This window comes from Candidatus Planktophila sp. (assembly GCF_044348745.1).
Lineage (GTDB): Bacteria > Actinomycetota > Actinomycetes > Nanopelagicales > Nanopelagicaceae > Planktophila.
Genome location: NZ_JBIKSG010000029.1, coordinates 1 through 12,314, shown reverse-complemented (window position 1 = coordinate 12,314; position 12,314 = coordinate 1). Strand labels below are relative to the sequence as shown.

The following is a 12,314-nucleotide window of genomic DNA, read 5'->3' as shown; positions in this document are numbered from 1 at the left end:
AAGAGTGCATTGAGTTGTTAACAGAAGCCGGTGTTGATCGGATTGTTCCGTGGGTTTCAACCCGCAGTATTGGTAAAGGTTCAGACAAATTTGCAATCACTGCGCGGGAAGCGAGTAAGCAATCGCGTCGATTTAGGATCCCTGAAGTTACAGAGTTAGCAACTACTGCACAGATTTGTGAGGCAATTAAGCTCAGCGACCTTGCAATAGCTTTTCATGAAAGTGCTACTGAGAAATTATCTGATCAGATTTCATCTCACAACGTTGAGCATTTGTTGATTATCATCGGACCAGAGGGTGGATTAACCGATGAAGAGATCACCGCTTTCACTCAGGTAGGTGCCAAGGTTGCACTTATGGGACGACCAATCTTGCGCTCGGCCCATGCAGGTATTGCTGCTGTTTCAGCTGTATCAGCGCTTTTGAAGGTATGGTAATTACGTGGCGCTAGATTCCAATTGCATTTTTTGCAAGATCATTGAGGGAGAAATCCCGGCCGACATTGTGCTGCGAAATGAAAATGTTGTGGCCTTTAATGATCTCAACCCACAGGCACCCACACATGTGTTACTTATTCCAACCTTGCACACAGAAAATGCCGTGGGTATTGCGCGCAACAGTGCGACCATGACAGCTGATCTTTTCTTGGCCGCAGACCAGATTGCCACAGAGCGTGGCCTGAACGGCTACAGAACTGTTTTTAACACCGGGGAAGCGGCCGGACAAAGCGTCTTTCACGCTCACCTACACCTTCTGGGTGGGCGCGCCATGACATGGCCGCCCGGTTAAAGATAGATTTACCCTCATATGGAGCGAACGCTGATCACCGTACCTAACGCCATTTCAATGGTTGCTGTTGTGGGTCCGCATGATGACAATTTAAGAGTAATTGAAGCGGCATTCCCATCTGTAAATATCACAGTACGCGGTAACGAAATTACTTTACGTGGCCCACATGCTGACTGCGCACGACTAGAAAACCTGTTTAACGAAATGATGGTCGTTATACGCAGTGGAAACATTCTTAATGTTGATGCAGTTAACCGCGCAATCGAAATGCTTGAGCATGAGCCGGTTGATCATCCAGCAGAGGTCATGTCACTGAATATTGTCAGCAATCGTGGTCGGACAATTAGACCAAAGACTGCAAATCAGAAGCGCTATGTGGATGCGATAGAAGATCACACCATCACATTTGGAATTGGCCCCGCTGGTACCGGTAAGACATATCTTGCGATGGCAATGGCTGTTGCAGCGTTGCAAGCAAAGAAAGTAAACAAGATTGTCTTAACCAGACCTGCTGTTGAAGCTGGTGAAAGTCTAGGTTTCTTGCCTGGCACTTTGAGCGAAAAGATTGATCCCTATCTGCGTCCACTCTTTGATGCACTTCATGACATGATCGACATTGATTCCATCCCCCGTTTAATGCAATCTGGAATTATTGAAGTCGCCCCATTGGCATACATGCGTGGTCGCACATTAAATGATGCCTTCGTCATCCTAGATGAGGCACAAAACACCACACCAGAACAGATGAAGATGTTTTTGACTCGCTTGGGCTTTGGTTCAAAGATGGTTGTGACAGGGGATGTGACTCAGATTGATCTACCTAATGGACAAAACTCAGGACTAAAGATCGTTAGAGATATCTTGAAAGATATCGATGACATCGCCTTCCTTGAGTTAACAGCTGAAGATGTTGTCCGCCACCGACTTATTGGGGACATCGTTAAGGCCTATGACAAGTTTGATGTTGCGCGCCAAGAATTGCGACAAATTCGCCAACAATGACAATTGAAGTAACAAACACTTCAGGGCAGTTAGTTCCGGCCACTGAAATAAACTCGCTACTCACCTTCGCCTTGCTAGAACTTGAGTTAAACCCTGAATGTGAAATTAACGTTTCCTTTGTTGATGATGATTACATGACTGAGCTTCACATCAAGTGGATGGATGAGCCAGGCACAACCGATGTTCTTTCCTTTCCAATGGACATGCCAGAGACAGCAGGGGAGGCGGTCACACTTGGCGACATAGTCATTAGCCCAGTTGTTGCAGCAGCTCAAGCATCACAACAAGGACATTCCATAGAGCATGAGATTTTCATTTTAGCCACACACGGCTTATTGCATATCATTGGGTACGACCATGCAGATAAAGCTGAAGAGAAAATCATGTTTGACCTCCAAGAAAAAATCGTAAGAGATTGGCAGAAAGGTTTATGAGCCCCATAGCAATAATCAGCATCATCGCTCTCCTCATCTTTGCTGGGTTCCTGGCGGCATCAGAATCTGCCTTAACTTCAATTTCTCGTGTTGTAATTGAAGAGATTGAAGGCAAGCGTGGGACGGTGCTTTTGCGTAAGTACACAGCCCAACCTGCCAGATACCTCAATGTGATCTTGTTAGTACGTAAGCTCTGTGAGTTCACCGCAACTGTTTTATTGGCAGTTATCTTGCTTCGTAACTATTCAAGTGCGCAAGCTATGGCGCTAACTGTTGCCATCATGGTGGTGCTTTCTTACGTTGTAGTTGGCGTTGGTCCACGCACTTTGGGTAAGCAGCAACCACACAAGTATGCACGTTACGGAATTATCGTTGCTTATGGATTGGCATTTTTGCTTGGCCCAGTTACGAAGTTGCTAATCTCTGTTGGTAACGCCCTAACACCTGGCAAAGGATTTAGATCCGGACCTTTCACCTCTGAAGCAGAACTTCGGGATCTAGTAGATCAGGCACATGAGCGAGGTCTAGTGGAGTCTGATGAGCACGAGATGATTCACTCAGTGTTTGAACTAGGCGACACCTTGGTTAGAGAATTAATGGTTCCTCGCACCGATATGGTCTGGGTAGAAAAAGACAAGAGCTTGCGTCAAGGATTGTCGCTTGCCCTTCGAAGCGGGTATTCCCGTATTCCAGTAATTGGTGATGGCATCGACAACATTGTCGGAATTGTTTATGTAAAGGATTTAGCAAAGCGAGCACTCGATCACCACGAGGCAGAGCACACTGAAAAGATTGAACAGTTGATGCGTCCTGCGAACTTTGTGCCTGAGATAAAGATGGCAGATGATCTCTTAAAGGAGATGCAGAAGAACCAAATTCACCTTGCAATTGTTGTGGACGAATATGGCGGAACTGCAGGAATTATCACTATTGAGGACATCATCGAAGAAATTGTGGGAGAGATTGAAGATGAGTTTGACGATGGGGAAGAAGAATTCACATGGTTGAGTGCGGATAAGGGCCGAGCAAGAGCAACTCTGCATATCGAAGATCTAGCTGATGAATTAAAGATTGAGATTGAAAAAGATGAGTATGAAGATATTGACAGCATTGGCGGATTGATGGCGCAAAAACTTGGCCGCGTGCCAATCGCTGGTTCGACTATTTCATGGCATGGATGGGCAATCACATCAGAACGCCCACAGGGGCGCCGTCGCAGAATTTCCTCCGTACTAGTCGAGCGTCTTGTTGAAGAGATTGAGGACGCTGAGTAACGATAGAATGCGCACATGCGTATCGTTCGATTTACCCCAGGCCCAGATGCTGGTTTAGGACAAGATCCTCTCTTTGGCATTCTGGAAGATGACGGGATCATTTCCATCATCAGCGGAGATCCGATCTACTCTGGGATCCAAAAGACTGCAGCAACTATCGAACTGAACAAAGTGCGCTTACTGGCCCCAATTATTCCTCGCTCAAAAGTTGTTTGCGTTGGTAAGAACTATGCCGATCATGCTGCTGAGATGGGTGGGATAGTCCCAGATGAACCAATTATTTTCTTAAAGCCAAACACTTCCGTCATCGGCCCCAACGACACAATTGTGTGGCCAGAGATGTCTGAGCGAATTGATCATGAAGCAGAGCTTGCAATTGTTATTGGTCGGATTTGTAAGGATGTTCCAGTAGAGCGAGTCAATGATGTCATTTTTGGATACACAATTGCCAACGATGTAACAGCTCGCGATCTACAGAAAAAAGATGGTCAATGGACCCGTGCCAAGAGCTTTGACACCTTCTGCCCCATTGGGCCTTGGGTTGATACAGATTTCGTTCCAGGCACTCAGAAGATCACAGCAACAATTGCTGGTGAAGTAAAGCAATCTGCACAAATTAGCGACATGATCTTTGATGTTCCAACGATCATTAACTTTGTCTCACGGGTCATGACATTGCTACCAGGTGACATTATTTTGACAGGCACACCTGCCGGCATTGGTCCCATGGTTGCAGGCGAGAAAGCCACTATGGCTATTGAAGGATTAGGCGAACTAACAAATAAGGTGGCGGTCAGGTAATGACAAAAAAAGTTAAAGTTCGCTTTGCTCCATCGCCAACTGGCGATCTACATGTGGGAAACATTCGCACAGCCCTATTTGATTGGGCATATGCCCGTCATACAGGCGGCACATTCTTGTTTCGTATTGAAGATACAGACACAACTCGCGTAACTGATGAATACATCAATGCAGCTATCGACACCCTCAAATGGCTTGGTCTTGATTGGGATGAGGGTCCAGAAGTTGGCGGGGACAATGGTCCTTATCTGCAATCACAACGTTTAGACATCTATGCAACTTGGGCCCAAAAGTTTCTGGATCAAAAAGATGCATATCACTGTTATTGCTCACCAGATGAGTTAGAAGCCGTGCGTGAAGCACAACGCAAAGCTAACGTTGCACCTGGTTATAACGGACATTGCCGGGAGCTAACAGCAGATCAAATCGCTGCCTATAAAGCAGAAGGCCGCGGGGCAGTTGTTCGGATGCGCATGCCAGATGGCAGCACCACCTTTAACGATTTGATTCGTGGAGATGTTTCTTTTGATCATAACTTTGTTCCAGACTTTGTTTTAGTCAGAGCAGATGGTTCACCGCTATACACATTAGCTGTTGCAGTCGATGATGTTTTGATGAAGGTAACCCACGTTCTACGTGGAGAAGACTTACTCTCCTCAACACCCCGCCAAATTCGCGTGTATCAAGCAATGGGTGTGGCACTAGAGGATTACCCAGTGTTTGCCCACCTTCCATTTGTTATGGGGCAAGACAACGCAAAGCTCTCTAAGCGAAATGGCGAAGTATCAATTGCTTGGTATCGCGAGATGGGTTTCTTGCCTGAGGCAATTTGTAACTATCTAGCACTTCTAGGTTGGTCTCCAGGGGACGATGTGGAAAACATCACCATGAAGCAACTGACTGAAATGTTCACAGTTGAAAAGGTTCATAGTTCACCAGCACGTTTTGATATGAAGAAGCTTGAAGCAATCAATGGTGACAAGATTCGTGCCTTAACTTTGGATGATTTCCTGAAGTGGTCTTTGCCATTCTTGACCAAAGCCGATGTCATCACCGGCACGGAAGCAGAGATTGAGTTAGTCAAGAAGGCGCTACCTTTGATTCAAGAACGCATCATTATGCTCAATGAAGTACCAAAGATGCTTAAGTTCCTGTTTACTGCAAACTTTGCAGTTGATGCTGAATCAGTTTCAAAGATTACAGATGAAGGATCCAAGGAGATCTTGAAGCGCTCACTTAAAGAGCTTGAAACCGTCTCTGTGTGGAACCACGAAAACATCGAAGCTGTGCTGCGTGCATCATTGATCGAGGAAATGGCGTTGAAGCCACGTATTGCATTTACCGCTTTGCGCATTGCAACGACTGGCAGCACGATTTCCCCTCCGCTATTTGAATCAATGGAACTACTGGGCAAAGAGGCCTGTTTGCTGCGTATTAACGCGGGATTGGCTCTCTAAAACCGCTGGTATTCTTTGCCATTGCAGTACAAGGTCTTCCAATCCAGTATTGGATCGTCCTTGGGGTATGGGGTAATTGGCAGCCCTGCTGATTCTGGTTCAGTAAGTCTAGGTTCGAGTCCTGGTACCCCAGCGCAGTACCGAAGTACAACTGAATATGTTTTGTCCTAGTTATAAAAAAGCATGGCCCCGTCGTCTAGCGGCCTAGGACTCTGGCTTCTCAAGTCAGCTACGAGGGTTCGAATCCCTTCGGGGCTACCACTGATATCTCTCTTCTCACACATCAATTGCGTGAGAAGAGAGATTTTTGTTTTACATCCGAGAGTAGATTGCACACATGCGAGTAATTAACACGGAACAACTAAAGAGCATTCTCGCTAACTTACCGAGTAATCCACGAATTATTGCTTCAGGTAACTTTTCAACACCTCGCACCCTTTTGGCTATCGCAGATGAAGTGATCCCTGAGTTCAAACTTCACATGCTAAATGCTCATGGTGATGGCATTCCTAATCGTGAGGGAATTACCTACGAGACAGCTTTTGTGGGGCCTGCCATGCGCAATCACCCACGACTGGAATACATTCCATCACGGCTATCTCTCTTGCCAGTTTTGATTCGTAACTTTTATCGCCCTGATGTTGTACTTATTCACACCTCTCAACAACGTTTTGACACAGTCAGTCTTGGCACTGAAGTAAACATCTTGCCTAGAGCAATTGAAACTGCGCGTGCTCACGGGGGATTAGTCATCGCTCAATCCAACAAACAAATGCCCTATACCTATGGGGATGCGCAGATATATGACAGTGAAATTGATTATTTAGTTGAAGTTGATGAACCCCTACAGGAAAAGCCTGCAACAGAAATATCCGATGCCCAAGCAGAAATAGGAAGCCGGATTGCCGCACTTGTAGAAGACAATTCAACCCTTCAGTTGGGCATTGGTGGAGTGCCGGATGCTGTTCTATTGGCACTTAAGCAACGCAAAGGTTTGCGTGTCTGGACTGAAATGTTTACTGATGGAGTCCTAGAACTTTCAATGGCTGGAAGTTTAGATGAAGAAATTCTCATTACCGCCTCCTTTATCTTCGGCAGCCAAGAGCTATATCAGTGGTTGGATCTCAACAAAAAGGTGCGCATGCTTCGCACTGAACGAACAAATGATCCTAGTCAGATTGCTCGACAAGCCAAGATGACATCTATAAACAGCGCACTTGAAGTGGATTTGTTTGATCAAGCTAACGCTAGTCATGTGCGGGGAAAGATCTATAGTGGCTTTGGCGGATCAACTGATTTCATCGTGGGTGCACTACACAGTCGTGGCGGTCAATCATTTGTCGCTCTGCCTTCCTGGCATCCCAAAGCAAATGTTTCAACAATCGTGCCTAGGTTGCATTCAAATGTCACTCACTTTCAACATTCGTATGTAGTTACTGAGCAAGGAGTCGCGGCCTGCTTTGGTCATAGCCAGAATGATCAGGCAATAAATATCATCAAGAACGCCGCACACCCTTCGGTGCGTGAAGAGTTAATTGCAAAAGCCTCAGAGTTTGGACTGATCTAATAGTTAAGTCTTTACCAACAACTGGTCACCTGGTGTGGGAAGATAGGCAAATAACAAACTAAGGAGATGGAAATGGCAACGACAAAAAAGGCTGTAGCAAGAAAAGCACCTGCAAAGCGTGCCGTAGCACCTGTTGTCGAAGTTCGTAACGATCGTGTTGATTGGCGGTCGCTCTATCTCTATGCAGTTTGTTTGATTACTTTGCTTGTTGTCTTGTTTTCTACCGTGTCTTTGATCAACTCAATCATGAACGCTGTGTTTCCAGATCCTGCCTACATTGATGTGTATTCAAAGCCAGAAAATATGCCATCTGCAGAATTACTAGCCCAGCAAGATGAGAACAATCAGATCCGGGCGTTGAAGAGCATCTTCACATCATTTACAACAATTGCGATTGCTGGTCCGCTTTATCTTTACCACTGGCGCACAGCACGCAACATCAGTAATTAGCCAATAAGTTCGCGGTTTCGCTTTACTTCACGCTCATGATTACAGGGACGCTCTGTATGGGTGTCATAGCAAGGATCACACAGCAGCACTAGTTGATGACATTCAGGCTTTTGGCAGTTCCTAAACTGCTTAGTTGCACCGTTGCATTCAGCACATTGGCCAATTAACTTTGTGTGGTCACTAAAATCAATAGTTAGACGGTCATCGAAGGTATACAAAGAGCCTTCCCACAGGCCGTCATCGCCAAATTTATTGCCATAGCGCACGATCCCACCTTTAATTTGGTAGACCTCTTTAAAGCCACGGTTTTTCATCACTACAGACAAGATTTCACAGCGAATTCCACCAGTGCAGTAAGTAACTACTGGCTTATCTTTCATGTGGTCGTATTTACCGCTTTCAATTTCAGCCACAAAGTCATGTGAAGTTTCAATATCCGGCACCACTGCGTCTTTAAATTTTCCAACTTTAGCTTCAAATGCGTTACGGCCATCGAAGAAGAAAACGTCATCTCCGCGCTCTTCAACAAGTTTGTTCACTTCTTCCGGGCGCAAATGAACACCGCCACCGATCACGCCATTTTCATCAACTTTGATCTCATCAGGATTGCCGAAGGCAACAAGTTCTGGACGAATTTTGATCTTTAGTTTTGGAAAATCTTGGCCGGTACCGTCAGACCACTTGAAGTCAATCTTCTTAAAGCCCGGATATGCCTTAGTTGCCTTTACATATTTCTTGAGGTCTTCCATCTTGCCGCCCAGCGTTCCGTTAATTCCGTGGGGTGAAACAATGATGCGACCCTTAATGCCAAGGGATTCGCACAAAGTCTTCTGCCATAGCTTTACGGCAGCAGTATCTGTTATCGGCGTGAAGCCATAAAACAGAATTACTTTGTCTAAGTCCATGTGGCAATTCTAACCGACTGGCTTTAGCCCCTTTGCCACAGCAAGTAGTTGAGCGTAAGTGATACCACCCATTGCCTGAACCTGAATCTCTGTTGGCTTAAGGCCCTTGCCTGCTTTGGCTGTAAAAATCAGATAACCACCTAAGCGCACGATGTCTGAGGTTCCACATTTTGCAAAAGATGCTGCTTTGGCAGGATCGCAATAAACATAGACCTGGGCTTTGCTGCCATTGATTACAACAGGCTTTAACAACTTTGCCACCCCGGGATCAGAGCATTTAACCCCTGCCTTTGTTTCCATAATCTCTATATAACGAACAGTTCCACCATATTTTGCATAGAGCCATTGTTCTTCATCAGGTAGGCAATCAATTAACTGAAAAACTTTGCCAGGCATACTCAATGTAGTTGATGGTTTATAGACCGTATAAGTAAGTCCCGTTTGAGCATCTGCAAACTTATTACTAGAAGCCACGGCAAGAGTTGTTGAGGAAAATAGCAAAGAGGAAATCAGAGCTATTGCTAGTAGTTTTCTCACAGAGCAAAGATACTGGGCTAATCTGTGAAATCGCCATGGCCTTGTTCTAGAATTTACGCGTGGATTTTTCTTTTAAGGGTGAGGTAATCGAATGGCGAGGTCCTGCGCCTTTCTATTTCATTGAAACGCCACCTAAATATGCCTCTGAGATCAAAGCAATTGCAGCTGACAAGAGTTATGGATGGGGCGTGCTGCACGCGATGGTAACAATCAAAAATCAAACCTTTAAAACTGCACTTTTCCCAAAACAAGGAACTTATCTAGTTCCGCTTAAAAATGCTGTTCGTTCACCTCTTGAACTTAAGGTGGGCGACAAGGTCACAGTCCAACTCGATTTTGATTGTTAGCAATAGAGTGAACCAATGAAGAAGTTTAAAGGTCTTAGACAAGCCTCTCACTTTGGGCCAACCCTAATAGTTACCACTATTGCATTTGGCTTTGGTACCTATTACTGGTGGGAAGGCCCGGCCTATGTAATTGCATTTACCGTGGCAACGGGACAGCTAGTAGTTGGCTGGAGCAATGATCTTTACGATTACAAAGATGATGTTGCACATAAGAGGACAAACAAACCTCTTGTCTCTGGGTTAATAACCCAGCAGTACTTGCAAAAGTGGTTGCGCTTCATGGTTCCTTTTTCATTTATTGCAAACCTACTTGGCCCACTTGGAATTAAAGGTGGGCTTGTCTACATGCTCGGCATCGCGTGTGGAGTCGCCTATAACTTCTACTTTAAGTTCTCAGTTCTCTCTCCACTTCCATATGCGATTGCATTTGCTGTCTTGCCATCCTCAATAGCAATCTCTAAAGACATAAACCCGCCTTTGTGGATGTGGCTGGGAGGTGCGCTGTTTGGAATGGCAGCACACTTTATTAACGTGATCAAAGATATGAAACAAGATCAGAAGAGTGGGATTCAAGGCCTGCCGCAACGCCTTGGAACCAAGTACTCCATCATCACCGCCCTTACGCTCATCATCGCGGGCATCTTGATCTTGCTGAGGTAATTCACTTTCCACCTATTGATTTCCATCTGCCATAAGCGCACTATTACTTCACCTACCACCACAGGGGGAGAAGATGAAAGTAAGCACCATTATTGCAGGCAAGAAAGTTGAAACAATTTCAGCAAGCGCAACTGTTCATGACTTGGTCAATGCCCTCAACACTCACCATGTTGGAGCACTTGTTGTTTCTAGTGATGGCAAGAAAATTGATGGCATTGTCTCTGAGCGAGATGTTGTGCGAGCTATGCCTGGCAAACTAGATCAGTTAGTTGGCATGCACGTCCGAGACATCATGACGGTAGATGTTCACACCTGCACACCAGATTCAACGATCGCAGAGTTGATGTCCATGATGACTGAGCTCCGAATTCGCCACGTCCCAGTGATAGATGAGGCGGCCAATCTCCTTTCGATTGTCTCTATTGGCGATGTAGTCAAAAATTATGTGAGTGAAATAGATTCAGAGCGCCAGGCTCTCAAAGATTATGTGAGCACTGCCGGATAAGGGTTTAACACCTAGACTTCACCGCATGAATGGATCACTCGCCCTGGTTGGATCAGGAGAGTATTTACCTGCCATGGCAAGCTTTGAAAGATCATTACTTGATGACGGCATCAAAAACGGGAAAAGACCGATCTATATTCAGATACCAACAGCTGCCGGGAAAGAATCACCAGATCGCCTTGAGTATTGGAAACAACTAGGACTAGAGCAAGCAAAACGATTAGATGTGGATACAATTTTTCTTCCCATCTTCACCCGTGAGGATGCTAGAAATCCAGAGTATGCAGCACTGATTAAAGATTCAGCGCTGATGTATATGTCTGGGGGAGACCCGCACTACTTAGCTGAAACACTTGTGGACACACCATTGTGGGATGCGATCAAAGAAAACTGGCGCACTGGCGCATCACTTGCTGGCTGCAGTGCAGGTGCCATGGTTTTAAGCTCTCACATTCCAAACTTTCGCTTGCTAAAGAAATCTCCCTCACAAGGTTTAAGCCTGCTTCCAGAAATTCGAGTTATTCCACACTTCAATAAGTTCTTTAAGTGGATCCCAGAAAGTGCGGCAAAAGTTTTGCTACATGTTCCAGATGATTCGATTCTTATTGGAGTTGATGAATTAACCGCCATAGTTAAGCGCAGTGGGGATGAGCACTGGGTTGTAGTGGGTGATGCCATGGTGCATGTGTTAAAGGGCATGCCTGACCAACAATTAACCGACGGTCAGCAGATTCATTTTCAAGCACATGAGTAGTACAACTGTAATCTTTGATGGTGAATGCGAATTTTGCCAGCAATCACTAATCTGGCTTCAGCGAAAGTTAGTTGTGCAGGCTGTAGCCTTTCAAACAGCAGATTTGCAACCCTTTAATGTAACCCGTGAACAATGCGCCACTCAGCTCTATGTGATCACAAGTACTGATACTTACTCAGGCGCTGATGCCATTAGGCATCTACTTCAGCACCGCGGGAATAAGACTGCAGCATTTCTTCTAGGGGCGAGTGGAAATCTGGGTCGTACTGGCTATCGCTGGGTCGCAGCTCACAGAAACACCTGGCCCATCAAAATAGCCACGAGAGTTCTGTACTTCTTAAATAAATAGGAAAAGCGATGCTTGCCTTTACCCTGTACTCATGAGCAAACCAATCGACACATCCACAATCCGCCGCTACAACATCATCGCTGGTGTTTTCCACCTACTCCAGATGATTGCCGTCCTGGCACTTGCCAATGACTTCACTCTTCCGATTGTGGCTCGCTATATGTCAGGCCCACCAGGCACAACCTTTGCCGAAGCAATTACTGTGCTCGACACCCCAGTTGGTCTAACCGTTGCGATCTTCCTTGGTTTGTCAGCTTTCTTCCACTTTTTAGTCGCATCTCCACAATTCTTTACTCGCTACAGCGCGGGCTTAACCCAGAACCGAAATTACTTCCGCTGGGTGGAGTACTCAATTAGCTCTTCTGTGATGATCGTTTTGATCGCACAAATCGTTGGTGTCACAGATATCGCGGCAATCATCGCAATCTTTGGGGTTAATGCATCCATGATTCTCTTTGGCTGGTTACAAGAGAAGTATGAAAC

Annotated in this window: 17 protein-coding genes and 2 tRNA genes; 17 read left to right on the top strand and 2 right to left on the bottom strand. The window is 45.6% G+C overall.

Going from position 1 to position 12,314, the window contains the following annotated elements; translation table 11 throughout:
• The 11 genes from AC9UH7_RS05115 to AC9UH7_RS05065 all read left to right on the top strand — a co-directional run.
• Positions 1-437 (top strand): RsmE family RNA methyltransferase (locus AC9UH7_RS05115; RefSeq protein WP_509595918.1); only part of this gene is annotated, 437 nt, incomplete at its 5' end.
• 4 nt (positions 438-441) lie between these two features.
• Positions 442-789 carry a histidine triad nucleotide-binding protein gene (locus AC9UH7_RS05110; protein WP_509595916.1) on the top strand — a complete coding sequence of 116 codons (348 nt, stop codon included), beginning with the start codon at positions 442-444 and terminating at the stop codon, positions 787-789.
• An 18-nt stretch (positions 790-807) separates the two neighbouring features.
• Positions 808-1,791 (top strand): PhoH family protein, encoded by a 984-nt coding sequence (locus tag AC9UH7_RS05105; RefSeq protein ID WP_509595914.1) that lies wholly within the window; start codon positions 808-810, stop codon positions 1,789-1,791.
• Complete coding sequence (ybeY, locus tag AC9UH7_RS05100) at positions 1,788-2,225, top strand: rRNA maturation RNase YbeY (protein WP_509595913.1); 438 nt, start codon at positions 1,788-1,790, stop codon at positions 2,223-2,225. The genes AC9UH7_RS05105 and ybeY overlap by 4 nt, the downstream gene beginning before the upstream one ends.
• A complete protein-coding gene (locus AC9UH7_RS05095; protein WP_509595910.1) occupies positions 2,222-3,499 on the top strand; it encodes a hemolysin family protein in 1,278 nt (425 codons plus the stop codon). The genes ybeY and AC9UH7_RS05095 overlap by 4 nt, the downstream gene beginning before the upstream one ends.
• A 15-nt stretch (positions 3,500-3,514) precedes the next feature.
• Positions 3,515-4,300 carry a fumarylacetoacetate hydrolase family protein gene (locus AC9UH7_RS05090; protein ID WP_509595907.1) on the top strand — a complete coding sequence of 262 codons (786 nt, stop codon included), beginning with the start codon at positions 3,515-3,517 and terminating at the stop codon, positions 4,298-4,300.
• On the top strand, positions 4,300-5,757 hold the full coding sequence (gltX, locus tag AC9UH7_RS05085) for a glutamate--tRNA ligase (RefSeq protein WP_509595905.1): 1,458 nt from the start codon (positions 4,300-4,302) through the stop codon (positions 5,755-5,757). Before AC9UH7_RS05090 ends, gltX begins: the two co-directional genes overlap by 1 nt.
• A gap of 61 nt (positions 5,758-5,818) precedes the next feature.
• Positions 5,819-5,890, top strand: a tRNA-Gln gene (locus AC9UH7_RS05080).
• 52 nt (positions 5,891-5,942) lie between these two features.
• Positions 5,943-6,018, top strand: a tRNA-Glu gene (locus AC9UH7_RS05075).
• Positions 6,019-6,094: 76 nt separating this feature from the next.
• Complete coding sequence (locus AC9UH7_RS05070; protein WP_509595902.1) at positions 6,095-7,324, top strand: acetyl-CoA hydrolase/transferase family protein; 1,230 nt, start codon at positions 6,095-6,097, stop codon at positions 7,322-7,324.
• A gap of 72 nt (positions 7,325-7,396) precedes the next feature.
• Complete coding sequence (locus AC9UH7_RS05065) at positions 7,397-7,774, top strand: hypothetical protein (protein WP_509595900.1); 378 nt, start codon at positions 7,397-7,399, stop codon at positions 7,772-7,774.
• Here AC9UH7_RS05065 and trhO read toward each other — a convergent pair.
• Together trhO and AC9UH7_RS05055 are read right to left on the bottom strand one after the other, a co-directional pair.
• Positions 7,771-8,679, bottom strand: a complete 909-nt coding sequence (gene trhO, locus AC9UH7_RS05060; protein ID WP_509595897.1) for an oxygen-dependent tRNA uridine(34) hydroxylase TrhO — start codon at positions 8,677-8,679, stop codon at positions 7,771-7,773. The two genes, AC9UH7_RS05065 and trhO, sit on opposite strands and share 4 nt — an antisense overlap.
• 9 nt (positions 8,680-8,688) lie before the next feature.
• On the bottom strand, positions 8,689-9,216 hold the full coding sequence (locus AC9UH7_RS05055) for a hypothetical protein (RefSeq protein WP_509595895.1): 528 nt from the start codon (positions 9,214-9,216) through the stop codon (positions 8,689-8,691).
• Between the two features lie 59 nt (positions 9,217-9,275).
• Here AC9UH7_RS05055 and AC9UH7_RS05050 point away from each other — a divergent pair, with 59 nt between their 5' ends.
• The 6 genes from AC9UH7_RS05050 to heR form a co-directional block, all read left to right on the top strand.
• Positions 9,276-9,563 (top strand): DUF1905 domain-containing protein, encoded by a 288-nt coding sequence (locus tag AC9UH7_RS05050; RefSeq protein WP_509595892.1) that lies wholly within the window; start codon positions 9,276-9,278, stop codon positions 9,561-9,563.
• A gap of 15 nt (positions 9,564-9,578) precedes the next feature.
• Positions 9,579-10,223, top strand: a complete 645-nt coding sequence (locus tag AC9UH7_RS05045; RefSeq protein ID WP_509595889.1) for a UbiA family prenyltransferase — start codon at positions 9,579-9,581, stop codon at positions 10,221-10,223.
• Between the two features lie 73 nt (positions 10,224-10,296).
• Positions 10,297-10,728 carry a CBS domain-containing protein gene (locus tag AC9UH7_RS05040; RefSeq protein WP_509595888.1) on the top strand — a complete coding sequence of 144 codons (432 nt, stop codon included), beginning with the start codon at positions 10,297-10,299 and terminating at the stop codon, positions 10,726-10,728.
• Positions 10,729-10,753: 25 nt separating this feature from the next.
• Entirely contained in the window at positions 10,754-11,482 is a 729-nt protein-coding gene (locus AC9UH7_RS05035) for a Type 1 glutamine amidotransferase-like domain-containing protein (protein WP_509595886.1), read from the top strand.
• Positions 11,475-11,831 (top strand): thiol-disulfide oxidoreductase DCC family protein, encoded by a 357-nt coding sequence (locus AC9UH7_RS05030; protein WP_509595884.1) that lies wholly within the window; start codon positions 11,475-11,477, stop codon positions 11,829-11,831. Before AC9UH7_RS05035 ends, AC9UH7_RS05030 begins: the two co-directional genes overlap by 8 nt.
• A gap of 31 nt (positions 11,832-11,862) precedes the next feature.
• The coding region (gene heR, locus AC9UH7_RS05025) for a heliorhodopsin HeR (RefSeq protein ID WP_509595881.1) at positions 11,863-12,314 on the top strand (452 nt) is incomplete at its 3' end.